Raw genomic sequence first — 25,212 nt, 5'->3', positions numbered from 1 at the left:
CTTCTGTCAGATGAATTGCTTGCGCAGGCGCTGCGACATGATGTCGATGACGCTTACCACAACGATGATCACCAGCAGCACGGCGCTGGTCTGGACGAACGCAAAGGCGCGAATATTTTCCCAGAGGATAACCCCGATGCCTCCTGCGCCGACCATCCCGACCACCGTCGCCGAGCGCACATTGGATTCGAACCGGTATAGAGCATAGGAGATCCACAGCGGCATGACCTGCGGAATGACCCCGTAGATGACTTCCTGCAAGGCGCTGGCACCGGTGGCGCGCACCCCTTCGACCGGTCCGGGCTCTATGGCTTCGACAGCTTCGGCGAACAGTTTGGCGAGGACCCCGGTGGTGCTGATCCACAGCGCCAGCACCCCGGCGAACGGCCCCAGCCCGACGGCGACCACGAACAGCATCGCAAACACCATCTCGTTGATCGAACGAAAAGCGTCCATGCAGCGCCGCAGCGGCAGGTGAATCCACCACGGCGTGATGTTCTCGGCGCACAGAATGCCCAGCGGTATCGAGCAGACAATCGCCAGCGCCGTGCCCCACAGAGCAATCTGGATAGTCACCAGCATTTCCTTGAGATAACTGCGCCACTCACGGAAGTCCGGAGGGAAGAAATCGGCAGCGAATGTGGCCATGTTCGACGAGTCGCGAACCAGTGCCATCGGGTTCATTTCTGCGCCGTGCCAGGCCCAGGCGAGTGCAGCGAGCAACAGGCCCCAACCCAGATAACGGGACCCGTTGGGTTTGCCCGCGACCTGGGTATAGGCAGCATGAGTGGTCATGACGAACTCCTGATCGTGAACGGCTGGCTCAACCTGCGGAGCTGCCTGCGGTTTTCTGGTTCAGCTCGGTGATGCGCTCCTGCAACTTGCTCAGGCTGGCATCGATATCCTTGAGACGGGCGGCTTTCTCCTGCTCGTCCAGCGTGGTGCTGGCCACCACTTCGGTGCGCTGCTTGAACAATTCGAGCTGGCGAATGGGCAACAACTGGTCGTCGCTGGACTTGAGAAACTTGCCCATCTGCATGTTCTTCAGCACGGTTTTCTCTTCATCGGTATTGCCATAACTGGTGAAGAATTCACGAATCTTTGCCTTGTCCTGGTCCGACAGCGCCTTGCTCCAGACAATCGGGTCGGCCGGGATCAGCGGCGATTTCCAGATCACCTTGAGTTGCTCGACCTTGTCGGGCTGAGTCACGGCCAGGCGATCCCAGCTTTCGGTGTTGAAGGTCGCAACGTCCAGCTGACCCTTGGCAACGCTGAGGGCGTTGACTTCATGACTGGAGTTCAAGGTGCGCTTGAAGGCGGTGGACGCATCGACGTGATTTTTCGCAAACACGTAATAACCTGGCACCAGATAGCCCGAAGTGGAGTTCGGGTCACCGTTGCCGAAGGTGAGGCTCTTGGCGTTCTTGAGCATGTCTTCGACGTTATTGATCGGGCTGTCCTTGCGCACGATCAGCAGGCTCCAGTAGCCCGCGTCACCGTTGGCGGCGGAGGTCTGGGCAAAGATCTCGCCGTTGGAGCGGTCCACCGCTTCCATCGCCGCTTTGTTGCCCAGCCAGGCCACGTCCACCTTGTTGAAACGCATGCCCTGAATCAGGCCGGCGTAGTCCGAGGCGAAGGTGGCGTTAACCTTGAGACCGGTCTTGCGGCTCATGTCATCGAGAAACGGCTGCCAGATACTTTTCAGGTTTTGCGAAGACTCGGTGGACATGATGCCGAAATTGATGGCTTTTTCTTCTGCGGCCTGGACCGTGCCCAACGCGCAGGCAGTCAGCAAGGCGGCAGAGGCGAGAAGACGACCGATACGCTTGAACATGCACGCTCTCCGGAAAATGTCAGGTGATGGTTGTGGAAAGGACGTCAGACTTTGGCCAGCGTCAGGCTGGCTTTTTGCCGCACACGCCGGCTTCGTTCGGTGATCATCAGACTCGCGTCCGCGTCTGCACCGTAGAGGTCGTTGAGAAACTGTTTGCTGAGGTCCTGCGCCAGACCATCAAAATGGATGCGCCCCGACTTGAGAGCCACCGCACGCGGGCAATAGCGCACGGCATAATCGACCTGGTGCAGGGTCACCACGACCGTCTTGCCGTCGCGGCGGTTGATGTCGGCGAGGATTTCCATGACGCGGCGGGCCGATTCCGGGTCCAGCGAGGCAATCGGTTCGTCGGCGAGGATCACTTCGGCGCGCTGGGTCAAGGCCCGGGCTATCGCCACTCGCTGCTGCTGACCGCCGGACAGGGTCGAAGCCCGTTGCGCGGCAAGGTCCGCCAGCCCGACCCTTTCCAGCGCAGCCATCGCACGCTGTTTTTCCTCGTTATTGAACAGCGCAAGACTGCCGCGCCAGCGTGGCATGCGCCCCAGACAACCGAGCAGGACGTTGTCCAGCACGCTGAGGCGATTGACCAGATTGAATTGCTGAAAGATATAACCGATGTCGGCGCGCAGGCGTCGCACCTGACCGTTCAGGCGACCCGAGGACTGAACCTCGCGCCCCAGCACCTGAACCTGTCCGCCATTGCTGCGATCGCAGCACGCCAGGCCGGCGAGATGCCGGAGCAGCGTTGACTTGCCCGAACCGGAAGCGCCAATCAGCGCGACCATCTCACCGGGTTGTATAGACAACGCAAGGTCAATGAGCGCGCTTTTATGGGAAAAGGTCTTGTTCAGGCCTTGTACATGAATGGCTTCGTTCATGAGGCTTCTCGGTCTGTGCACGACCCGGGACAGGTCGCATTTGGTTGTCAACCAAACTGAACCTGTGTTGTTTCAGCCTCATGAAGCTCGAATGACGGGGTCATAACAGTTTGTCGCAGATGTTGTTGCGATGCGCACACGGTCAGCGATGCAGGGCGTCGGGATACGGTTCCAGACGCTCTGCCTGCGCCGCCCAGGTATGAGCAGCGGCGCAGAGAATGGCCGGATCAGATCCTGAAGCTGCCCACCAGTTGCTGCAGACGCGCGGCCTGCTCTTCCAGCGAGTTGCAGGCATCCAGGGTCTGGCGCAGGTTGTCGACGCCCAGCTGGTTGAGGGTGTTGATGTGAGTGATGTCGACATTGATCGATTCGACCACCGAGGTCTGCTCCTCGGTTGCCGCCGCGACCGACTGGTTCATGCCGTTGATCTCTTCGATACGGCGGGTCACGCTGCTCAGACGCTCGCCGGCCAGGTTGGCGATGCCGACGCTGTCCTCGCTCTGACGCTGGCTCTCGGTCATGTTGGTCACTGCGTCGCGAGCGCCGACCTGCAGCTCTTCAATCATGGTCTGCACTTGCTGGGCAGAATCCTGAGTACGATGCGCCAGGTTGCGCACTTCGTCGGCCACGACCGCAAACCCGCGCCCGGCTTCACCGGCACGCGCCGCTTCGATGGCCGCGTTGAGCGCCAGCAGGTTGGTCTGCTGGGAAATGCTGGTGATCACTTCGAGAATCTGCCCGATGTTGGCGGTCTTGCCATTCAGGCTTTCGATGTTCACGCACGACTCGCTGATCTTCCCGGACAGCTCGTTCATCGCCTTGATGGTCTGCTGCACGACGTTCTGGCCGTCGCTGGCCAGGCCGCTCGCATCGCTCGACTGCTGCGAGGTGCGCGCCGCATTCTGGGCGATTTCCTGGGCTGCGGCGCCCAATTCGTTGATCGCCGCCGCCACGCTTTCGGTACGGTTGGACTGCTGGTCCGAGTTGCTCATGGACGCGTTGGAGACCTTGACCACCCGAGTGGCAACCTCGCCCAACTGTGCGGCAGTCGAAGCCACTTCACGAATCGAAGTGTGAATGCGCTCGACGAAACGGTTGAACGACTCGGCCAGTTCACCGAATTCATCCTGCGAAGTGATGGCCAGACGCTTGGTCAGATCGCCCTCGCCGTCAGCGATATCACGCATCGCACGGCCCATCTGATGCAAGGGCTGCATCAACACTCGAATCAACAGACCCAGCAGCAGGATGATCACCACCACCACTACCACCATGGCCGTGATGGCCGAGGCACGGAACTCGGCCAACATGGCGTAGGCGGAATCCTGCTCGAGTACCAGTGCCACGTACCAGTTGGCCGTCGAAACACCTTGAACAGGCGTGAAAGAAATGATTTCCGGCTTTTTACCGGAGTCGATTTCGGTCACACCCGTGGTAATTTTCGGAGTGTTGGTCGGGTAGGCTTCGCTGATGTTCTTGAGCACCAGTTTGCTGTCCGGGTGCACCAGAATCTTGCCGTCGGCACTGACCAGAAATGCATAACCATGGCCATCGAAATTCAGCGAGTTGATGATCTTGGTGACGTTGTCCAGAGCGATATCGGCACCGGCCACGCCCACGAACTGATTCTGAAATTTGACCGGTGTGGCCATGGTCATGACCAGCTTGCCGGAAGATGCCGCGATGTAGGGTTCGGTCACAATGGTGCCGGGCGCATTCTGTGCCGCCTTGTACCAGCCACGCGCACGCGGGTCGTAGTCAGCGGGGCGATTGGCCGACGGCACCGAGAACATCATGCCTTCGGTGCTGCCAAAGTAGCTCAGCTGAAAACTTTCGCTGTAGGCAGGCAGGCCGATGGCGCGCTGCAACTGGGGCAGTTCCTTGCCATCCGCGGCGATCTGCTGCGACATCGATTGCAGCAATTGCATACGGCTTTCCAGCCAGGTCTGAATATTCTGCGTGGTGAGCGTACCCAGTTGCTGCAACTCGGACTTGACGCTGGATTTGAGTGACTGACGCTGGCGATAGTCATTGACGACAATGAACACGCTGAACGCAACAACCACAATCAATGCAGCGGCAAGAAGGATTTTCTTGCTGAACCCCAGACTCTTCATAGCGGATACTTCCACGGCAAAAAACCAATAAGGACGATCTCTGGATCGCCAATGAAACTTCACAACGGTGCCGTCTATTTCACGTTACAACCCACAGGCCGTTCAGCAACCGGAGCCGATACACCTGCCGCGGCGTCAATCACCAGGCAGGTCCGAGTATCGACACCTTACAAAGACGCTTGTATCGCCATATCGGCGCGACCCACGAGTCCTTGATTATTTTTTTCGTCGGGGGTCGAGATGTCCTTCCCATAATCGACACTCAAGCGTGCAGAACATGAAAAACTGGCTATGGTTGAAATCATCCCCCGCCCTGCACAGGATGGTTTCGCCATGCCAAGTATCGAGCAACTTTTTGACGGTTTGCATAGCCTCCCGAGTATTCCCAAAGTGGCTCAGGACTTGATGCTGCAATTTGACAATCCCTCTTCCAACCTGGAAAGCATTGCCCGCAATATAGAAAAAGACCCGGTGATTGCGGCCAAGGTATTGCGCTTGGCCAACTCGGCGCGCTTTCGTGGTTCGAGGGAATCCTCGAGCATCGAAGACGCGGCCATGCGCCTGGGTTTCAATACGTTGCGTACGCTGGTAATGGCCTCGGCAGTGACCGGTGCCTTCAAGGCCGGGCCGAGTTTTGATCTCAAGGGGTTCTGGCTGAAAAGCTTTCAGGTGGCAGGGATCTGCCGGATGCTGGCGAAACAGACCGGTGCCGACACTGAAATCGCCTTTACCTGCGGGGTCATGCATAACATCGGTGAGTTGCTGATCCAGACCGGCGCGCCCGATGTGGCCGAGCGCCTGAACAACGCCGCCAAAGCCGGGACGCCAGGGCGTGCAGCCAGCGAAACCCTGCAACTGGGTTTCAGCTACCCGGAAGTCGGCGCAGAACTGGCCAGTCGCTGGCATCTGCCCCAGGTCATTCGCGACGCTATCGCCTATCAGGCGACTCCGCTGAAGGCACCGAAGGACGCGTCTTTACCGAGGATCGTCGCCGAGGCCATCACCATTTCAGACGCGCTGGAAGCCCACGGCGGCGCGACACCTCAGGCGCAGCAAGCGTCAGGCGGGCCGCTGATGGAAGGCATCGATCTGGACGCGCTGTTTGCCGGGTTGCCAGCGGTGCTGGAAGCCGACAAGGCGTTTTCCGAATTGTTGAGCTGAGTCACCGGCAACTCTAAAGGCTGAACCGCGCATGCGGGCATGGCGTCGAGCGCTCCATTGCTGAGGCCGCACAGTGCATTTATCTGTATATCCATACAGATAAAACTTGCCCGCTACGCATTCAACGTTCATCCTTGCAGCCCTTGCACCGGTAATCGACGACGGTAGTCATGCGGCTGTTTCTCTGCGAAAAACCTTCCCAGGCCAAAGACATTGCGGCTGCGCTCGGCGCGACCCGGCGTGGCGACGGCTGCTGGGTGGGTGCCAATGCGACGGTGACCTGGTGCATCGGCCACCTGCTGGAAACCGCCCCGCCCGATGCCTACGATGCACGTTACAAACGCTGGGTGCTGGAAGACCTGCCCATTGTTCCGGAAAAATGGAAGATGCTGGTCAAGCCCAGAACTGCCAGCCAGTTCAAGGCAGTCAAACGACTGCTGGGTGAAGCCCGGGAACTGGTGATCGCCACCGATGCCGACCGTGAGGGCGAAATGATCGCCCGCGAACTGATCGAGCACTGTCGCTATCGCGGGCCGATTCAGCGCTTGTGGCTGTCGGCACTGGATGACGCCTCGATTCGCAAGGCGCTGGCGGCGCTCAAGCCCGGTGCCGACACGTTCAGCCTGTATCACTCGGCACTGGGCCGATCACGCGCCGACTGGCTGATCGGCATGAACATGAGCCGTCTGTTCACCCTGCTGGGTCGACAATCCGGTTATCAGGGCGTGTTGCCAGTGGGCCGGGTACAAACCCCGACCCTGCGACTGGTGGTAGACCGTGATCGCAGCATCGCCAACTTCGTCCCGGCGCCCTACTGGGCGATTGACGTCAGGCTGCTGCATGACAATCAGGCCTTCATTGCCCAGTGGCGCGCGCCGTCGGACGCCTGCGACGATCAGGACCGCTGCCTGAACCAGGCGCTGGCGCAACAGGCTGCGCACGACATGCACGCCACAACCAGCGCACGACTGGCCAAGCTGCGCACCGAGCGCATTCGCGAAGCCGCGCCCTTGCCGTTCGACCTGGGCACCCTGCAGGAAATCTGTTCGAAGAAGCTCGGGCTCGGCGCGCAGGAAACCCTCGACATCGCCCAGTCCTTGTATGAAACCCACAAGGTCATCACCTACCCGCGCAGCGATTGCGGGTACCTGCCGAACAGTCAGCACGGTGAAGCCGCAGGCATCATCGCGGCGCTGTGCAAGGCCGACCCTGCACTGGCAGGCCTTTCCCCGCACCTCGACCCACAACGTCGGTCACGGGCCTGGAATGACAGCAAAGTGACGGCGCACCACGGCATCATTCCCACCGCGGCGGTGCGTGGCGTAGAACGTCTGACCGGCAAACCGCGAGCGGTGTATACCCTGATCAGGGCGCGTTACCTGGCCCAGTTTCTGCCCAACCATGAATACGACCGCACCCAGGCTGACTTCGACTGTGCAGGCCACGCGCTGCGTGCGGTGGGCAAGCAGATTGTCGAGCCGGGCTGGAAGCGTGCAATGCCCGAAGCGCTGGCCCCGGCCAAGGGTCGCGAAGCGCCTGCCCCGCAGCCGTTGCCGGCATTGTTTCAGGGCTGCGAGTGTGCAATCGCCGAGGTCATCCTCAAGGACCTCTGGACCCAGCCGCCGAAACCGTTCACCGAGGGAGACCTGATCAAGGCGATGAAGAACGTCGCCAAACTGGTGGAAGACCCGCTGCTCAAACAGAAGCTCAAGGACACCACCGGCATCGGCACCGAAGCCACCCGCGCCGGGATCATTCAAGGCCTGCTGGACCGTGGCTACCTGACCAAGCAGGGCAAATCGCTGTGCGCAGCACCGGCGGCCTTCAGCCTGATCGACGCCGTGCCGCGTGCCATCGCCGATCCGGGCACTACCGCCATCTGGGAGCAGGCGCTGGACATGGTCCAGAGCGGCGAAATGAGCCTCGAAGAGTTCGTTGCCAAACAGGCGGCGTGGATGAGCAAACAGGTCAGCCGTTGCGTCGGCATGCGTATGAGCATCAGCGGGCCGGCCAGCCCGGCAGGCGTTGCGCCGCCCTGGAAGAAAAAACGCAAGACCACAAAGCGCGTCGCCAAGACCTCCACCGCCACAGCGGACACTGCGGCGAAAAAGCCACGGCGTGCTGCCAGACCGGCCGCCAAGGCGTAGGCCGGAACGGCGATAGCCAGATCAGCCACTGCACATTCAAGCGTTACAAACAGGTGTTACAACATGTCAGACCGAGAGCTCATCATTCCGCCCACCATGCAGTCGATCATGGACCGTGCAGGCTATGCGCCTGCGGTCAGGGTTGGGGATACCCTGTACTGCGCGGGCCAGGTGGGGCGTACGCGGGATATGGAAGTCATTCTCAATCCAGAGGCGCAATTCATCGCCTGCTGGGAAAATCTGCGCTCCGTACTCGCCGAGGGCGGCTGCACCTTCGACGATATCGTCGACATGACCACTTATCACGTTGCAATGAGCGAGCACATGGCGGTGTTTCGTGAAGTGAAAAACCGCATTTTCCCGCGTGGCCAATGTGCCTGGACCTGCATCGGCGTTGCCGAACTGGCGCACCCCGGGTTGCTGCTCGAAATCAAGTGCGTTGCGGTCAGGCGCAACAGCACCTGATCGACATCACAGGCTGGAGCGCAAGGGTATCTCGTGCCGCGAAGACTGGGCCCGAACATCGTCAAGACCGACCATTTCGTCATGCGCCACGGCCTGGGTCATGAACAGTTTTACGTCAGACACCGAAGACAGCACCTTGCGCGCCTCTTCCACCGAAGCAACGTGCAGGGTTTTTCCGCTCGAATCTTCCACCGGCACAGACTCGCCGTCGAGCTTTGCGTGCAGCACGTAGGAACCGCCTTCCATGGAGATCAGATCGAGTTCACGAACCGTTTGATCCTTTACATGCTTGGTCAGGTCTTGAATGTTCAAAGTCACACCTCCGGTGGCGTTCTGGAAATCAGCGCCGCTTGAAAATGGAGCTTTTATTGGCGCAAACGTTCAGTCCTTTCGGGTCAGGCCAGCCTGAACACGCCTGCCGTCAGTGCATGAAACACATTGAGCGATGTCACTGTGGGTCAGCATCGAACACCGGGCGCGCACGTCGCGCCCTCGCTTATTTACCCAATAGCAGCGCTGCGTCGAAGCCCATCCGCAAGTTGCCCCAGTGGCGCCCCTCGAAGAAGAACGGCACATCGATTTCGGTCATGATCTCGCCGGTATCGCGCAGGTAAGTCTGCAACAGAAAACGCTGCTTGTTGCCTGCGGCGCGCAGACCAATCGGGTCGGAGAACATACGTTTGTTACGGCACACCGGCAGATCGACTTCACGATTGCCGGTAGGTTTTTGCGATACCCAGCTGTTATTGACCGGGCAATAGCCCTTGCTGTCGACGATGAAGGTAACCTTGCCGCCGCGTGTGCCCTTGGTCAGCTTGTCGCATTCTTCCTGGCAGATTTGCGCAAAACGCTCGGTGTAACCGGTGGTGTATTGTTTGGGGTCTGTGCCCGGAATCAGCTTGTAACTCTGATCGAACAGATTGACGCCCTGTTTATGCAGCTCGACCAGGCGTGCTTGCAGAATGTCACGGCACTGGCTAGCGCGAGTGATCGCCGCATCCAGTTCGCCATGCCCAAGCACAAATCGCCCCAACAGCGCCTGCACCTGCTCGGCCACGCTGGAAAGATCCCGGGTGGCCGTCGCGGAGTGCTGCATGCGCTGGTCGATGGCCTGGCTATCGGAATAGATCCGCGTTACCCGTTCATTGATCCCCGTGTTTGTAGAGGCAAACTGCTGAATGTGCGCAGCGATGTCGGCGAGCTTGTCGTTGGTCGACTCGAAATCGCCGATCATGCTTTCGAAATGGCCGGACGCGCGCTCTACCACCAGTTGGGTTTCTCGGGCGCTGTGGCTGATCTGGATGGTCTGTTCGTGTGTGGAGCTGACTTCCTGAAGCATAGCGTCGATGTTGCGCGAGATGTCGTCAGTGGCTTTACTGACGTTTTGCGCCAGCGTGCGCACCTCGTCAGCCACCACCGCGAAACCTCGACCACTCTCCCCCGCCCGCGCCGCTTCGATGGCCGCATTGAGCGCCAGCAGGTTGGTTTGCGAAGAAATCTGCTGAATAAGGCCGACAATCGACTTGATGCTTGATGAACGCTCATTCAAGCCGGATACCAGTCCACCGAACTCATTGAGGCTGCTGGATATCTGGCTGATGTTTCCGGTCACTTCCAGCAATTCGGCATAAGAATCGCGCGCCATGCTCAAGTTCTGCGCGGTGGTGCTGGAAATGCCCTGGGTCTGTTGCGAGACGTCCTCGATGCTGCCCACTGCCATGTTGCTCTGGTCCATCACTTCTCTGGCGAAGCGTGCCTGATCGGTTGCGCTGTCGCTGGAATCACTGATGTTCTTCAGCGAACGCGCCGACTCGACGGCGATCTGTACAGTCAGCCCTTGAATGCTGCTGATGATCTCGCGCTGTTTGGCCAGAAAGAGATTGCAGGTACTGGCCAGCCCGCGAATTTCATCATGAGTGAGCAACGGCAGATCCTTCGACAGATCACCCTCACCGCTGGCGACCTCTTCGAGCGCGCGGGTCATGGACATCACAGGACGCACGATCAGGTGGCGGAAATACCAGACCATGAAACTGACCATGACCAGCGTGAACAGCGTGCTCAACAGAATCGCATTGCTCAGCAGATCAAGCTGACTCTGGATCACGCCCAGCGCGGCAGGGTCCGTTTGCGTGCCGCGCAATTGCAGCATGATGTCGGAACGAATGTTCAACGCGACCCAATACAGCAAGGCGCTGACCAAGACCAGCAGGAAAAGGCTCGATAGCTTCTTGGTCAGCGTGTTGAAAAACTGCTTTTCAACTGACTCGTACAAAGCCTTTAACGTCTGCATTTTGCTGCTCCTGGGTACAAGGGTGATTCCGGTGCGATGGTTAACGTCTGTCGCTACCAAAGCTTTAATGCGTTCGCCTTCAGCGGAGGCGGAAAAACTTCGACCACGCAGCTCACGGTGCTTTTCGCGCCGCAGAGTACTGCAGAGCTGGGCAATTTGATATCACAACTGAAAGCGATCGACCGATTGTGAAAGCTGCCCGGCCATTACCGACAGTTCGTCAGTGGTACTGGCGGTCTGGCCGATGACCCGGCTATTGCCCTCGGACATGCTGGCAATCATTTCTACCTGATGAGCGATTTCATTACTCGCCAGGCTTTGCTCACCAATGGTGCGGGTGATGTCGTTGACCAGTTGCGTGGTGCTCAACGTGGCATCCAGGATATCGCTGATCGCACGTTCCACTTCGGCGGTGACCGCCATGCCCTTGTCGACCTGAGCCACACCGGCTTCCATGCTGGTGACCGCCTCACGGGTGCTCTGCTGAATGCGCGCAACCATGGTGGTGATTTCCTGAGTGGACGCACTGGTGCGCCCCGCCAGGCTGCGCACCTCGTCGGCTACCACGGCAAACCCACGGCCCTGCTCGCCAGCGCGGGCGGCTTCGATGGCCGCGTTGAGTGCCAGCAGGTTGGTCTGGTCGGCAATGCCCTTGATGACCTGAATAATATTGAAGATTCCTTCCGAGTCCTTGTCCAGCGTACGGATCACCTGAGCCGACTGCTGCGCCGAACGGGCAATGCTGTCCATGTCACTGACCACCTGATGGATTACCCGACCGCCGTTCTTGGCCAGGGATTCGGCCTGACTGGCCATTTCCAGGGCCTGCCCGGCATGCCGGGTGATTTCTTCAATGCTTGCGGTCATCTCGCTGGTCGCCGCCGACATGGTGCCGGCTGCCGAACTCTGTTGCCGGCTGCTGTCGGCCACCTCATGGCAACCACTGCTGAGCTGACGGCTCATACCACTGACGTCGTTGGCATTGCTGCGCACCACTTCGATCATGCTGCGCAGGTCACGCTGCATGATCGCCAGGCTGCGAATCAGCATGCTGGCTTCGTCACGGCCACGGGACTCGGCGATAGGTTCGCGCAGGTTGCCATGGGCAATACTGTCGGCAATACGGCTGGCGGACGCGAGCGGGATCATGATGCTGCGCGTCACCCAATGCCCCTGGATCAGCAGCAGCAAAATACTGATCGAAAGCACGACCGCCAAGGTCACATTGGCACTGCTAATCGCCTGACGAGTGCGCTCGCCGCTGGCTTTGGAATTGTCCTCGATCAGGTCACTCAAGCTCGACATCTGCCCCTCCAGTTGCGTGAAGGCGCTGGAAAATGTACCCAGCTCTTGCTGCGCGCGGTCCGGGCTGTCGATGGCCAGCCCGACAATCCGCTCGCCTGCGCTGATATAGGCGTCGAGGCTAGGCTTGATCCTGCTGAGTTCTGCCTTGATGGCATCGGTGAGCGGCAGTTGCAGGTTATCGCTCACGACCTTGCGAAACAGTGCGGCATGCTCATTGAGCGACACCTGCACTTCATCACGCGAACTGTTGCTCCTGCCAAGGCCGAACAGCATCGCTGACAGCACATCGGCGCGCAGCGCGTCGTGCATCATGTCGGCTTGCAGGTGATTGCCCAGCGCAGCCATGCTGACTTCACTGTCGAGCATCGCCGCCTCCATGCGCGTATTACCCAGGTAGTTGACCAGGCTGATGATCATGACGGTCAGTACACTGGTGCCTATCAGCAAGAACAGACGTAGTTTTATCGACATCCTGTAGCCCTCCGGTCAATGAAATAACGCGAGCTGCGGATTGCTCTTATCAACAGCTTATCGACGCACGTTGCCAGATACTTAGGCCTATTTAGCGGATGTTGTCGAATCGGCAGACAATAACCTTGACCGTCCGGCCTGACGCCGCTCTGTAACGCGTCTATGGTGAACTAACGACATTCAATCCCCCACAGGAGCAAACACTGTGCCTGACAAGAAGTTCGCCATCGATCTCGCCTACCGGCCCCGCCTTGCCGACCTCAGACCGCTGACGTCGACTACAGCATTACTCGAGCCACAGGCGCTGGCCGCACCGCGCACCACACCGGCAAGCGACTTGAAAAAGCGCACCGGCTATGCCGAGAACTTCCTCGGTGATTTCATCGTGCCCTGGCCGACTGTCGACGAGGAACTGGCGCCTGATGTCTATCCGTTGAAGGACACCGGGGATCGCCTCGATTACACACACTTTTCCATCACCATGTCGCGCAGTCGGCGTCTGGCACTGTATGTCGGCGTCAACATTGATGGTGCCAATAGCGTAGAGGTCAAGCGCAGCAAGGATTCCTGGGCCTTCGACGGCCGTCTGCCTGCCGAAGCGCAGATTGGCGAAAGCGTATACGCCGACAACCTGCTGGATCGCGGCCATCTGGTTCGGCGTCAGGACCCTAACTGGGGCAAGGAAGCCGAAGTTGCCAACAGTGACACCTTCCACTTCACCAACTGCTCGCCGCAGATGGGTGCGTTCAACCAGAAGACCTGGCTGGAACTCGAGGATTACATTCTCGACAACACACGACGCTGGAAATCACGGGTAACGGTGTTCACCGGCCCGGTGCTGCGCGACGACGACCGCAGCTACCGCAATGTCAAAATCCCCTCTGCATTCTGGAAAGTCGTGGCCTTTCTCGGCGATGACGGCAAGCCTTCGGCCAGCGCCTACATGATCGACCAGACCCGCGAGCTGGGCAAGCTGGACATCATGTTCGGCCCGCTCAAAACCTGGCAACGCAGCGTCGCGCAGATCGAGCAACTCACCGGTATCCGCTTTGGCGACCTGTCCAGCTACGACGGGTTCTCCAACGAAGAGCGCCTGACCGGCACACGCATCGAAGCCCAGATCCGTGGACCGCAGGATATCCGGGTCTGACTTGCCGATAAGCGCGCCCTGCTCCACGTTCGATCCCGAGTGTGCAGCAAGGACACAAACGTGTGACGCCCGGCGCCACACGTTTGTAACCTGAGCACTACTCGAACTGCTGACGATTTTCCGGAGTAATGAGCTTGAACGGCACCCAGATGACCGGGGACGCCAGGGTTTCGCCGCGCGCCATGCGCATCGCGGCATCCACTGCGCCGTCGGCCTGCCCGAGCGCATCCTGAAACACGCTCACCGCCATCTTGCCTTCAGCCATCAGCTTCAAACCGTCCGGGGTGCCATCGATCCCGCCCACCAGATAATCACCCGCCTTTTTGCCGGTTTTTTCCAGCCCCATGATTGCCCCAATGGCCATTTCGTCATTGTTGGCAGCGATGATGGAGAAGTCCACGCCCTGCTTGACCCATTCAATCACGATGGTCGCAGCCTGACTGCGCTCCCAGTTGCCGATTTTCTTCTGCATGACCTTCATGTCCGGGTACTTGGCGACCACCTTCTCCACGTCCTCGGTACGCATGACCGATGATTTGTTGCTCGGGTCGCCGACCAGAATCACCACATTGCCCTTGTAATTGGCGCGGCGGGCCAGCTCTTCCATCTGCAATGTGCCGGATTCCAGTTCGTCAGAGCCGACGAACGCCGTCAGCGCAGGCCACTTGGCAGGCTCAGGATTGCGATTGACGAATACCAGCGGCACCTTGGCCTCGTTGGCCAGACGCATCATTTCCGGCGCACTTTTGCCACTCACCATTGCGACGACGATGGCATCGACTTTCGAGTTCACCAGATTGCGAAACTGCCGCATCTGCAGCTCCACGTCGTCCTGGCCGTTTTCCATGAAAATGTCGGCGTCCAGCAGGGCTACCTGTTTCTCCACGCCGTGGCGCAGGATGGTCTGGAAGTTGTCGTTGTATTTGGCCATGCCTACACCGATCAGCGGCGTGGCAGCCTGCGCCAGGCCAACGAACAGCAGGCTTGCACTCAGGGAAATCGATAACCACTGTTTCATGTTCTGACTCCCGGGGCGTTAAACGCTGAAATGATGAAGCAGCTCGCGCTGATCCCTGGCCATTTTCGACAGGTCCTGACTGCTGATTGCCGATTGCTCGGCACCGTCGGCGGCCTGCTGGGCGGAATCGTTGATGTGCGTGACCATGCGACTGGTCTCCTGCACCGTCGCGCTTTGCTGTTCGGTGGCCGCAGCGATCTGAATGTTCATGTCGCGAATCACATCCACCGCCTCGCCCATTTCCACCAGCAATTGATCAGCGCCGGAAGCCAGTGTCACGCAATGGTCGGACTGGATCTGGCTTTCGTTCATCACCTCTACCGCCGAATGGATCTTGCTCTGCATCTGGCCGATCATTTCCTGGATTTCGCTGGTGGAGGTCTGAGTGCGACTGGCCAGCGAGCGTACCTCATCGGCCACCACCGCAAAGCCCCTGCCCTGCTCGCCAGCCCGCGCCGCTTCGATGGCGGCGTTGAGCGCCAGCAGGTTGGTCTGTTCGGCAATGGTGCGAATGGCGTCGACGATACCGTCGATGTTCTGCCCGTATTTCTGCAACTCGTCGGTCACCGCAGACGCCTTGTTGACCTGTTCAGCCTGCTGGCGAATGTTGACGATGGTTTCAGCCACGCGCTTTTGCACTTTCCCGGTCAGCTGACTGGTGCTGTCCACCGCGCCGCGTGTGTCCTGAGCCCGACGGGCGACTTCCTCGACCGTGCTCTCCATTTCAGTCATGGCTGACGCGGCAGAGTTGAGCCGATCCTTCTGCTCGTCCACTACGCGGGTCGTCTGCTCACTGATCTGCGCGTTCTGGCTGGCGGTCAGCGCCAGGTTGTCGGCCGACCCGATCAGCTGACGAAACGTCTGTTGCAACGACTGGGTGAATTCATTGAGATAACCACCCAACTCACCAAACTCATCGCGGCGGCTGACGTCGAAACGTACCCGCATGTCGCCACTGGTGAGCGTCTTCAAAACCTCGCGAAACGCAGCCAGAGGGCGACGAAGGCTGAAGGCGACCCATGTGCCGATGATTGCTGCCGCCATGACGGCCAGCAGGCAGGCGATCAGCAACAGGCTAAGGCTGGTGGCAATCGTCGAATCCGCCCCGGCCTTGGCCTCGTTGGCCACCGCCAGTGACTGATTGCCGAACTCGCCGATCTTGCCCAGCGTTGCTTGAAGACGGGTTTCCGCTGCCTGGCGCTGCTTGTCGACCTGCTCGGCGAGTGCCGCTTCCTGCCTGTAGGCCTGATAAACGCCGTCGCTGCCAGTCAGATCGTTAAGCAGGCGGTTGACCATCACTGCGGCAATCCGGCCAGCGCGCGGGTCGGCTGCGATGAGCTCCCGTGTGCGGGTACTGATCACCTCATCCTGCAAGTTGAGTACGCGCTGCAAGGTCTGAATATTCGGTGTGGCGGCATGGGCAGCCAGACCATCGTAGGATTTGCCGACCTCCAGTAGCAGCTTTTCCCCCGCTGCCACCGTCTCGGCGGAACCGGCGTTGCGCTCGCGGGCAATATAGTCACGAAGATAACCGGTCAGTTGCGCGCCCTGACTGCTGCTGTAGCCCTGCAACACTCGGCTCTGAAGTGCCTGCAGAACGTGCTGTCGATGGCTGGCAATCAGCGTCTGCGCCTGCTCGGCATAAGCAGCACTCAGTTGGCGTTGCTGGTTCAGGTTGTCGCGCAGTTCAGCATGATCGCCAATATAGGCAGGCGTGCTGTCCAGCAACTGATTGAACCGGGTCATGCTCTCGTTGAACGGCTGCTTGCCATCGTCGATCTGTTTGGGATCAGTGCTGACCAGAACCCCGAGCAGTGCCTGGTTGGCGCGCAGCACATGCACGTATAGCTCGCTCGCCGCCCTGCTCAAGGGTGCGGATTGCCCTGTGATGACGCTGATCCGATCGCTTATGGAATGAGTGCTTTGATAGCTGATACCTGCCATGGCGAGCAGCAGTACCACCAGCACAGCAAATCCACCGATCACTCGCTGAAGAATGGTCATGGCTATCCTCTTTTATTTTTATTGCGCTGAATCTGATCCGGGCCCGCGTGGAGAACGTCAGTCCGGAAAATGATCGCAGCGCTAAAGAGAATGTCGGCCGCACCAAGGGCGACTTGAGACGTAGATCACATTATTTTTACTGGCAGGCACCCCTGAAACGGACTGCCTGACCTGAGACGTCACGCAGTCCTCTGCCAAATGCGGGTGTTCAGCGGAAATGACGCGCCACGGCCTCCGGCGCATCAGGCACGTCCATATTGATCCGGCGCCAGGCCGCCTGAGCAAAGCTGTACACCGAAAACGCAATCAGCCCAAGTGCCACGATCAGCAATACCAGGCCGCCTGCGGGCAGATCCTGCAAACCGTTGAGCGCATCTTTCATGCCCGGCGGGTGCATGGCCTGATAACTGGAGCCGCTGACCGCCAGTAATACGGCGATTTCGATGAACGCCACGCCGCGGGCGATCAGGCCGAAGCGCGATACCGGACGCACGTATTTCATGACGTCTTCGTCGGCCTCGAAATACTTCTCGAAGGACGCCTTGTAGCCCTTGATGATGTGCACAATGCCCAGCCCCAGGGGCACCAGGGCGACCACATAGACCAGCAGATTGGAATGATCCCAGGACAAAATGGCTGCCAGCAGGTCCTTGGCCTGCCCGCCATCCGATGAGCCTCCGGAGCTCTTCAGCCCACTGACCAGCAGGCCGAGGGCAAAAAACGCCAGTGCGCCGTACGTAAAGCCCCCCACCAACAGACCGCCGCGAATCACCAGCCCTTTGAGTTCGCGGCCATGATGGTCAACGTCCCGGGTAGCCTGCAGGACTCGCCATGCCGCGAACGCCAACAGACCGACGATCACCACCCCGACCAGAACGCCGCCGAAGGGCTGGCTCAACAGCGCTTCAAGACTGCTGTGGCTGTCGGCCGGCTGCGAGGAGCCCTGCGCCGCCAGTACCGCGAACAGACCGATAATCAGATAAACAACACCACGGGCGGCATAACCGCCTCGTGCAAGTAGAACCAGGCCGCGTTGCGCCGACATAAATAACTATCCCTGAAAGTAATTACAGGAACAGACCGGGCACGGCCCAAGGGGTTCGACCCGATTGACGACGCGTCGTGTCATGCGCCGTCATCGGGTCACGCGCCGTCAGGCAAACGTAGCACCGCGCGCGTTCACGAACACCGAATAAAGCGAATGGCTGCTGGCCATGAACAGCCGATTGCCCTCTCGCCCGCCGAAACAGATATTGGCGCAGCGTTCGGGCAGACTGATATGACCGATGGCCTTGCCTTGAGGGTTGAACACTCGCACGCCGTCGAGTTTCTCCATATCCGCCTTGGGATCACCGTTACCGCCCCAGCCGCACCACAGGTTGCCGCCGTCGTCGCACTTGATGCCGTCGATGGCCGCGTAGTCCAGGCCTTCGATAAGCTTGCGCCGCTCGCCCAGCGTGCCGTCTTCGTTGACCGCTATCGCCCAGATCAGGCCGTGGGGTTTGGCGCGTCCTTCAACAACGTACAAGGTTTTCTCGTCCGGCGAAAAGCACAGGCCGTTCGGACCTGCCAGATCATCAATCACTCTGGAGACCTTGCCGTTCGAGGGGTCTATGCGATAGACGCCGAAGGGTTGCTCCTGCTTGACCTTTTGACCTTCGTAGTTGCTTTCGGCCTGGAAGGTGGGATCGGTGAACCAGATAGACCCATCACGTTTGCAGGCGATATCGTTGGGCGAATTGAAAGGTTTGCCCTCAAAGCTGTCGGCCAGCACGGTGATACGCCCGTTGTACTCGGTACGCGTCACCCGCCGCCCCTCATTGGTCGTGCTGGAGCCCTCACAAACCAGCAGCCTTCCCTGACGGTCACGACACATGCCATTGGAAAAGTTCGAGTGCTCGCGGTACACCGACAGCTCACCCGTTACCTCATCCCAACGCATGATGCGATTGTTGGCAATGTCGCTGACCAGCAAGTAGCGACCGTCACCGATCCACACAGGCCCTTCGGCCCAGCGCATGCCGCTGGCCAGCTTCTCAACGCTGGCATTGAAGATTCGTATGTGGGTAAAGCTGTCGTCCAGCACACTGACCAGCGGGTCGGGATAACGCTGGGTCAGCGGCTGAGCGCTGGAAAGACGCGGCAATGCGCCAATGGCGGCCACGGTCGCCGAAACGGCCAGTGACTGTTTAAGAAAGCCCCTGCGGCTGTGATCAGGTGTATTGCCTGGCGATGAGAAGTCCATGATGAGCATCCATTATCTTTATTGTCGGAAAGGCGCGCGTCTTGCGGCCGCACGTCATCCTACAAGATACCGCTGGATGGCTTGAATAATGGCCGTGTGCTATCAGACAGCACTGCGTATTATCTGCCGGCTCTCTTATTTGCTGCATGACTGCCGTTTTGCTCTGAACGTATGAAGCCTTTTAGCTGCAGCGCCCACAAGAAACGCCGATGGAACCAGCATTACGAATACCATCAAGGCAAGAAGCATGAACTCTCCATCCTCGCCACCGATTATGCCCAGCGCACTCACTGTTGAAGCATACATATCGAGGCCTGTTTCAGTTCTAAGAAGCCAGCCAATAAAGCCTGAAGCGACAACCCACTTAGTGAGCAGCGCAGCCAGTACCAAAACCAAAACGCCCATCACGATGAGTTTCGTTATCTTCTTCATTTGGAATTTTTATCGCCAGCACCGACCACATCTATTACCCCATAATACTTGAGATTCGTTCCGCTGATAACCTCCCCCCTCTGGCTGCGAAGATACTTCTTAAGCTCATCGAAACCAATCTGAGAATTAAGAGTAATGCAGCCTTCGCTTAGACCACGCGGCCCGACGGGGTGGAGCCTAAACGCGCCACGCCGTATATTATCAACCGTTGTCTGATCATCAACTTCCCCGTCATCTCTATAGAGACCAAACCACTCTCCTCTTTCTGTGCCAGCCAAAAAGTCTTGTAACGGCTCTCTAACCCAACCGAACCTGCCCCCACTTTGCCGATCAACAATAAAATATCGCCCAGCTGGAATTGCACCTTTCCCCTGAACAGACTGATATTGAGGATTGTTAACAAACGGAGCCCCCATACCCGAGAACGCTTCATAGCTAGCTTGACCACAACGCAAAGTGCTCACGAATTCACTGTTTAATGAAAAGCTGCAATATGCAACATTAGAATTATTGGTATTTTCCGACATGCAACACCCTTCCTTGGCAAAAACTAAGCGTAGACTCTATTTTTTATACCATCCCAACCACCCGCTACTTGTCCGCCGCCTTGACCATCGGATCGCTTCTGCTGGGTATAGAGCATTTTTATGCGCCCATAATTAAGGCGCACTGTTTCAGTTGGAAAACCACTTTCAATCGAGCCATTGCCATTCAGAGACACCGAAGAAATTATTACCTCTTCAAGCTTTATCTCCAGATATTTTATTTTTTCCGTACCTGCACGATTTACAGCGATAGTGACCTCTTTGAAATGCTTACCACTGCAGCAAGCCTCATGGAGCTTGGGGGTAGATTTATCAACAGCTTTACGGAAAAAGAAATCGCTCATACTGGCTCGCCCGTTGCTTGCCCCACCAGCGCTTGTTGTCGTCGCCGACGCTGACTGGCTTGCACCTACATCAAAATCCGAAAGCTCTATCCAATCTTTAAATACAGCGTCAAGGGATTCGCCAGGAACACCCTCGATCTGCATGTAAGTATCAAACGCCATAGCACTACCCCCTGCGTACAGTTAACAAAAGACCTATAATCTACAAATAAAGTGCCAAACACACCTATATGAGACACAATCACTGAACACTCCTTAGCCGATTAAAACGTCGCCAGCTCGACAAGCAATAATTCAATGCACACAAGGATGCCCGAACAACACATGTTAGCGCTATCGTCCTTATCTGTAGATAATGAAGGACACGTCACACCGAAACGTTTAAAAATAAACAAGACCTCACAGTTATGTACTTAATCTGAGGCCAACTCGGAACCCAGCTTCCACATTCTTGATTGCCTCAGCCTGTAAGCAAAACCAGCAATCAGGTATCGTGACCATCTTTCCCTCTACACTCCAAGGCCCCCCATGCCATCCAGCAAACGCGAACAGGCCCAGACAGATCGGCGTCTGGTGAGCGCACTGACGCACGCCTGCGAGACCGCCAAGGCCGAGATGCCCGGTTTCTGCTGGCTGACTCATGAAGTCGATTACGCGGCGTTCCCGGCCAGCCTGCAGGTGGTGTGGGTGTTTGATACGCTGGCTGACAAGAACGCTGCGCTGGAGCGCGGGTTGGACAAGCGCATGATCGGTCTCACGGTAGAGGCACTTGACGATGCTCAGGTCAGCCTGTCGAATGCAGCGGCGCATGTGCATGTCGACTGCGAAGAGCAGTGCCTGCGCGAGAATGCAGGCGACTGGCAGCAGCGCATCAAACGCAAATACGCCAGACGAGGTTGAGCATGGCCAAGGACATCGAAAACCCGTGCATTTCCGTGTGCCAGCTCAGCGGGGATCTGTGCGTGAGCTGCGGACGTACCAAGGACGATATCCGCAAGTGGAAGCGCATGAAAAGGCCTGAAAAGATGGCTGCGGTGCAACGCGCGACCCAGAGGCTGAAAAGCCTGCAGAAAAAGAGCATTTGAAGCCTAAATTTCATCTTGGGTGCGGAAACTTCTTTAAAACGGCCCGGGTCAGTATTACCCGTGACTCGGTTGCCTGGAGTCGGACGAATTACAGGAACTTCACTCTTGGTCAGTCATGCAGATCGCCGCAACACCCTTTCACTGGACAGTCTGAATTTCTTCCTTGCCGATGTGCGCGATGGCCTGGGACCGTATCTGGCGATCTATCTGCTGGCGGTGCACAAATGGGACCCGGCCAGCATCGGCGTGGTGATGACCATTGCCGGTATTGCCGGGCTGCTGACCCAGACACCTGCCGGGGCGCTAATCGACCGAACGCCCTACAAGCGCGCCATGATCGGCGTGGCGGCCTTGTTGGTGACGCTGAGTTGCCTGATTCTGCCCTTTACTTCGTCTTTTTCCGTGGTCGCCCTGACCCAGGCGTTGAGCAGCATTGCGGCCTCGGTATTTGCACCGGCCATCGCGGCCATTTCGCTGGGCATCACCGGGCCCAAAGCGTTTACCCGCCGTACCGGGCGCAACGAAACCTTCAACCACGCTGGTAATGCCTGCGCAGCCCTTCTGGCTGGCGGCTTCGCCTACCTCTTCGGTCCTATCGCGGTGTTTTACCTGATGGCCGCCATGGCGCTGGCGAGTATTGTCGCGGTCAGCTTCGTTTCCGCAGACGCGATCGATCACGACGTGGCTCGGGGCTTCGACGCCAGCCACGAGGTCAGTGGTCACCAGCCGTCAGGCCTTTCTGCGCTGTTAAGCAACAAGCCGCTGCTGATGTTCGGTATCTGCTGCGCGCTGTTCCATCTGGCCAACGCAGCAATGCTGCCGCTGGTTAGCCAGAAGCTGTCACAAATCAATATGCAGATGGCGACACCGCTGACCTCGGCGTGCATTGTCGCGGCCCAACTGGTGATGGTGCCGGCCGCGCTGCTGGTCGGCATGAAAGCGGATGTCTGGGGGCGTAAGCCACTGTTGCTGGCCGGCTTTCTGTTCTTGCCGATTCGCGGTGTGCTGTACACCCTCTCCGATGATCCCTATTGGCTGGTGGCGGTGCAGATGCTCGACGGCATCGGCGCTGGCCTGTTCGGTGCCCTGTTCCCATTGATGGTCAAGGACCTCACTCAAGGCAGCGGGCGTTTCAACGTGAGTCTGGGTGCGCTGTCCACGCTGTTCGGGCTGGGTGCAGCGCTGAGCAACAGCCTGGCGGGTTTTGTCGTGCATGCAGCAGGTTACAGCGCGGCATTTCTGACCCTCGCCGGTGTGGCAGCGGTAGCGTTCTGCCTGTTGTGGCTGACGGTGCCGGAGACCCTTTCGCGCTCGCATAACGAAACCGGGCTCAAACCGGACAATGCCGTGGGCGCGTGACCACCCTTAGTCCACCGTAACCGCCTTGACCTGCCAGCCCTCGCGCTGGCGGGTTGCGACTACCAGACCGCCACTTCCACCTTCCATCCCGCCAACCCAGCGCCCTGCCTGGTCCCACAGACCACTACGCCCCGCCGACTGCCATCCGCCAGTCGGCCCACCATGATTGGCCATCAACACCGGCAGCGAGTGACGGCGGGCATGCCCCGAAAGCAATCCGGCATCGTATTCATAGCCGCCCGGCGAGATCAGCACACTGGCTGCGTACACCCAGGATCCGCCTTGCGCCATGCGTTGCGCGTGCTCGGCGTGGGCGAAGTCTGCACACACGCACAGACCGATACGGTGCTGATCAAGTGGCAGATAGCAGTCCTGGTTGCCGGCGCTGAACACGACGTCTTCCCCGGGATGCAGATATTGCTTGGCGTAGGCGATGACATCGCCCGCGGCGGTGAAGGTCAGCGCGCCAATCAAGACGCTGTCGTTCGGCCCCCTGAGCGGCATGCCAAGCGTGGTGGTCAGTCGCAATTTCACCGCCAATGCCACGAGCGGCGCCAGACGCGCATCGTCGGCAAGCAGGGCCAACTCGCGAGCCAATTCCGGCTCGTAGCCTGTCAGTGACAACTCGGGAAACAGCAAGTAACTGGCGCCCAGCTCAGATGCCTGTTGCATGAACGCCAGGTGCCCGGAGAGATTGTGTTCGATATCTCCCCGCGCAGAGCAGAATTGGGCAGCGGCGAGTATTGGAAACGTCATTGGCTCTCCAGAGAAGACGAGACTGGCAGACGCAAGCTTAGCCCGCGTTGCAGCTGGTTCACACATAGTTACATTTTTACCAACGACCCACGTTGTATGACGTCCTATCTTGTCTGGCAGTGACTGACATCTCATTACAATAAAAAACGGAGATTCACCGCATGCCGCAAACCCCGTCTCTCAAAGAAACGGCCACGCCAGTAGCCGAACCTCGTTTCAAGAAACTTGCCAGGTTATTGGGGCCCGGCATCATCGCCGTACTGTCCTGGCTGGGCGCGGGCGATCTGATCACCTCATCGGTTGCAGGCGCCAGCTATGGTTACGCCATGATGTGGGTACTGGCGATTTCGCTGTTGCTCAGGTTTCTGATCGTCAACATCATCGCCCGCTTCCAGCTCTGCAATAACCAGGGCATGACCATCCTTCAGGGTTACGCGCAGCTGCATCCGCTGTTTGCCTGGTTCATGCTTGGCTACGCATTGCTCATGGGACATTTGATCAACGCCTACATGATCAAAGGCGCTGGCGAGGCGCTTGCCATGCTGCTGCACATCGACCAGCCACTGCTCTGCTCCGTCGCAGTGGTGATTGCCGTGTGGCTGTTGGTGGGGCGCAATATCTACGCAATGATCGAAGGCGTGATGAAGGTGCTGCTGGCCATCATGACCCTGGCGTTTCTGACCCTGGCGATCATGTCCGGACCCGATGTCACCGGCATCATCAAGGGCACCATCGGCTTCAGTATTCCGCCTGATGAAGGCGTGCACGGCGCTCTGCTGGTGGCGGTCTCGGTGATCGGCGCCGTGGCCGGGTCGATCGCCAACTTCGTCCACCCTTACGTGATGCGTGAAAAAGGCTGGACCGGCCCCGAGCACAAGCGCATCCAGCGCAACGATCTGCTGTTCGCGGTGATCGTCGGCATCGTCATCAACCTGGCTATCTGGGTGGTGGGTGTCGAAATCCTGCGGCCCAACGGTATTCAGGTCAACACCCTGGCGGACTTGGGCAAGGCGCTGGAGATCTTCTTCGGCCCGCTGGGCTGGTACATCTTCTTCATCGGCGTATTCGCCACGCTGTTCGCCAGTATTTCCGGCAAGACCACAGCCTTTCCGATGCTGATCACCGATGCCTTCCAGCACATCCAGCCCAAGCGCCGCGAACGCTACGGCAAAGTGTTCCACCACGACCCGATGCACCGGTGGTTCATGCTGTTCATTCTGGTCACCCCGCTGATCTGGTCGCTGCCCGGCATGCCGGACTTCGTGACCCTTACGCTGGGCGTCAACGCGCTGAATATCATCGGGTTGCCCGTCATCTCGCTGGGGCTGCTGATCATGTCCAATCAGAAGTCACTGCTGAGCAAGGAATACCGTAACAACTGGTTCGAAAACATCGCGCTGACCTTCGCCACCGGACTGGCGTTGTGGGTGGCGTTTCAGTTAGGGACGGAGTTGCTGGCATGAGTGAGCAAGGTCTATTTCCTCAACGGAAATGGACCTCGCGCGTGCTCCCCGATCCCACCTGAATACTGAGCCTCACGGCCGGAATGCCTGCTGATAGACGCAACGGTTACATCTCCCTTGAACAAACAACAATAGTTCTC

23 protein-coding genes are annotated in these 25,212 nt (G+C 58.6%); 8 read left to right on the top strand and 15 right to left on the bottom strand.

Features of this window, described 5'->3' with window-relative positions:
• Positions 1–6: 6 nt before the first annotated feature.
• The 4 genes from phnE to JOE39_RS05045 all read right to left on the bottom strand — a co-directional run bounded on the left by phnE (position 7) and on the right by JOE39_RS05045 (position 4,829).
• Entirely contained in the window at positions 7–795 is a 789-nt protein-coding gene (gene phnE, locus JOE39_RS05060) for a phosphonate ABC transporter, permease protein PhnE (protein WP_003346933.1), read from the bottom strand.
• 28 nt (positions 796–823) lie between these two features.
• A complete protein-coding gene (phnD, locus tag JOE39_RS05055; RefSeq protein ID WP_003396071.1) occupies positions 824–1,834 on the bottom strand; it encodes a phosphonate ABC transporter substrate-binding protein in 1,011 nt (336 codons plus the stop codon).
• 44 nt (positions 1,835–1,878) lie between these two features.
• On the bottom strand, positions 1,879–2,712 hold the full coding sequence (gene phnC / locus JOE39_RS05050) for a phosphonate ABC transporter ATP-binding protein (RefSeq protein ID WP_003346938.1): 834 nt from the start codon (positions 2,710–2,712) through the stop codon (positions 1,879–1,881).
• A gap of 227 nt (positions 2,713–2,939) precedes the next feature.
• The gene (locus JOE39_RS05045) at positions 2,940–4,829 is read right to left on the bottom strand and encodes a methyl-accepting chemotaxis protein (RefSeq protein WP_032660789.1); all 1,890 of its coding nucleotides are present in this window, start codon (positions 4,827–4,829) and stop codon (positions 2,940–2,942) included.
• A 333-nt stretch (positions 4,830–5,162) separates the two neighbouring features.
• Between JOE39_RS05045 and JOE39_RS05040 the strand changes: the two genes are divergently transcribed.
• The 3 genes from JOE39_RS05040 to JOE39_RS05030 all read left to right on the top strand — a co-directional run bounded on the left by JOE39_RS05040 (position 5,163) and on the right by JOE39_RS05030 (position 8,602).
• Positions 5,163–5,990 carry an HDOD domain-containing protein gene (locus JOE39_RS05040; RefSeq protein WP_057445312.1) on the top strand — a complete coding sequence of 276 codons (828 nt, stop codon included), beginning with the start codon at positions 5,163–5,165 and terminating at the stop codon, positions 5,988–5,990.
• Positions 5,991–6,160: 170 nt separating this feature from the next.
• A complete protein-coding gene (locus JOE39_RS05035) occupies positions 6,161–8,137 on the top strand; it encodes a DNA topoisomerase III (RefSeq protein WP_057445291.1) in 1,977 nt (658 codons plus the stop codon).
• 63 nt (positions 8,138–8,200) lie between these two features.
• Positions 8,201–8,602, top strand: a complete 402-nt coding sequence (locus JOE39_RS05030) for a RidA family protein (RefSeq protein ID WP_003396086.1) — start codon at positions 8,201–8,203, stop codon at positions 8,600–8,602.
• Positions 8,603–8,608: 6 nt separating this feature from the next.
• Here JOE39_RS05030 and JOE39_RS05025 read toward each other — a convergent pair whose 3' ends face one another.
• From JOE39_RS05025 to JOE39_RS05015, 3 genes are all read right to left on the bottom strand, one after another.
• The gene (locus JOE39_RS05025) at positions 8,609–8,920 is read right to left on the bottom strand and encodes a DUF6482 family protein (protein ID WP_026175206.1); all 312 of its coding nucleotides are present in this window, start codon (positions 8,918–8,920) and stop codon (positions 8,609–8,611) included.
• Positions 8,921–9,098: 178 nt separating this feature from the next.
• Positions 9,099–10,895, bottom strand: a complete 1,797-nt coding sequence (locus JOE39_RS05020) for a methyl-accepting chemotaxis protein (RefSeq protein ID WP_010410346.1) — start codon at positions 10,893–10,895, stop codon at positions 9,099–9,101.
• Between the two features lie 162 nt (positions 10,896–11,057).
• Positions 11,058–12,671, bottom strand: a complete 1,614-nt coding sequence (locus tag JOE39_RS05015) for a HAMP domain-containing methyl-accepting chemotaxis protein (RefSeq protein WP_017278418.1) — start codon at positions 12,669–12,671, stop codon at positions 11,058–11,060.
• 205 nt (positions 12,672–12,876) lie between these two features.
• On the opposite strand from JOE39_RS05015, the gene JOE39_RS05010 reads away from it, so the two are divergent.
• Positions 12,877–13,821: a DNA/RNA non-specific endonuclease gene (locus tag JOE39_RS05010; protein WP_010410330.1), complete on the top strand. Its 945-nt coding sequence runs from the start codon at positions 12,877–12,879 to the stop codon at positions 13,819–13,821.
• 97 nt (positions 13,822–13,918) lie between these two features.
• On the opposite strand, the gene JOE39_RS05005 is transcribed toward JOE39_RS05010, so the two are convergent.
• The 7 genes from JOE39_RS05005 to JOE39_RS04975 all read right to left on the bottom strand — a co-directional run bounded on the left by JOE39_RS05005 (position 13,919) and on the right by JOE39_RS04975 (position 20,571).
• The gene (locus tag JOE39_RS05005; RefSeq protein WP_210077743.1) at positions 13,919–14,839 is read right to left on the bottom strand and encodes a substrate-binding domain-containing protein; all 921 of its coding nucleotides are present in this window, start codon (positions 14,837–14,839) and stop codon (positions 13,919–13,921) included.
• Positions 14,840–14,857: 18 nt separating this feature from the next.
• Positions 14,858–16,843: a methyl-accepting chemotaxis protein gene (locus JOE39_RS05000; RefSeq protein WP_029572250.1), complete on the bottom strand. Its 1,986-nt coding sequence runs from the start codon at positions 16,841–16,843 to the stop codon at positions 14,858–14,860.
• A 208-nt stretch (positions 16,844–17,051) separates the two neighbouring features.
• The gene (locus JOE39_RS04995) at positions 17,052–17,888 is read right to left on the bottom strand and encodes a DUF1206 domain-containing protein (RefSeq protein ID WP_016567949.1); all 837 of its coding nucleotides are present in this window, start codon (positions 17,886–17,888) and stop codon (positions 17,052–17,054) included.
• Positions 17,889–17,996: 108 nt separating this feature from the next.
• Entirely contained in the window at positions 17,997–19,088 is a 1,092-nt protein-coding gene (locus JOE39_RS04990; RefSeq protein WP_024665548.1) for an SMP-30/gluconolactonase/LRE family protein, read from the bottom strand.
• A gap of 135 nt (positions 19,089–19,223) precedes the next feature.
• The gene (locus JOE39_RS04985) at positions 19,224–19,520 is read right to left on the bottom strand and encodes a hypothetical protein (protein WP_010410310.1); all 297 of its coding nucleotides are present in this window, start codon (positions 19,518–19,520) and stop codon (positions 19,224–19,226) included.
• Positions 19,517–20,047, bottom strand: coding sequence for a DUF2778 domain-containing protein (locus JOE39_RS04980; RefSeq protein ID WP_010410307.1), 531 nt, complete (start codon positions 20,045–20,047; stop codon positions 19,517–19,519). The genes JOE39_RS04985 and JOE39_RS04980 overlap by 4 nt, the downstream gene beginning before the upstream one ends.
• 23 nt (positions 20,048–20,070) lie before the next feature.
• On the bottom strand, positions 20,071–20,571 hold the full coding sequence (locus JOE39_RS04975; RefSeq protein WP_003315515.1) for a type VI secretion system tube protein Hcp: 501 nt from the start codon (positions 20,569–20,571) through the stop codon (positions 20,071–20,073).
• A gap of 366 nt (positions 20,572–20,937) precedes the next feature.
• On the opposite strand from JOE39_RS04975, the gene JOE39_RS04970 reads away from it, so the two are divergent.
• The 3 genes from JOE39_RS04970 (at position 20,938) to JOE39_RS04960 (ending at position 22,853) form a co-directional block, all read left to right on the top strand.
• The gene (locus tag JOE39_RS04970) at positions 20,938–21,309 is read left to right on the top strand and encodes a hypothetical protein (protein WP_003315516.1); all 372 of its coding nucleotides are present in this window, start codon (positions 20,938–20,940) and stop codon (positions 21,307–21,309) included.
• A 2-nt stretch (positions 21,310–21,311) separates the two neighbouring features.
• Complete coding sequence (locus tag JOE39_RS04965) at positions 21,312–21,494, top strand: DUF1289 domain-containing protein (RefSeq protein ID WP_003315517.1); 183 nt, start codon at positions 21,312–21,314, stop codon at positions 21,492–21,494.
• Between the two features lie 105 nt (positions 21,495–21,599).
• Positions 21,600–22,853 (top strand): MFS transporter, encoded by a 1,254-nt coding sequence (locus JOE39_RS04960; protein ID WP_003423883.1) that lies wholly within the window; start codon positions 21,600–21,602, stop codon positions 22,851–22,853.
• Positions 22,854–22,859: 6 nt separating this feature from the next.
• Here the strand turns inward: JOE39_RS04960 and JOE39_RS04955 are convergent, their stop codons facing one another.
• Positions 22,860–23,609: a carbon-nitrogen hydrolase family protein gene (locus JOE39_RS04955; protein WP_046265740.1), complete on the bottom strand. Its 750-nt coding sequence runs from the start codon at positions 23,607–23,609 to the stop codon at positions 22,860–22,862.
• Positions 23,610–23,770: 161 nt separating this feature from the next.
• On the opposite strand from JOE39_RS04955, the gene JOE39_RS04950 reads away from it, so the two are divergent.
• On the top strand, positions 23,771–25,072 hold the full coding sequence (locus JOE39_RS04950; protein WP_046265741.1) for an Nramp family divalent metal transporter: 1,302 nt from the start codon (positions 23,771–23,773) through the stop codon (positions 25,070–25,072).
• Positions 25,073–25,212 lie beyond the last annotated feature (140 nt).

It is taken from the genome of Pseudomonas sp. PvP100 (genome assembly GCF_017833055.1).
In the GTDB taxonomy this organism is placed as follows: Bacteria; Pseudomonadota; Gammaproteobacteria; order Pseudomonadales; family Pseudomonadaceae; genus Aquipseudomonas; species Aquipseudomonas syringae.
The sequence above is the reverse complement of the archived record's forward strand: the minus strand, read 5'-3'. Positions and strand labels throughout refer to the sequence as shown.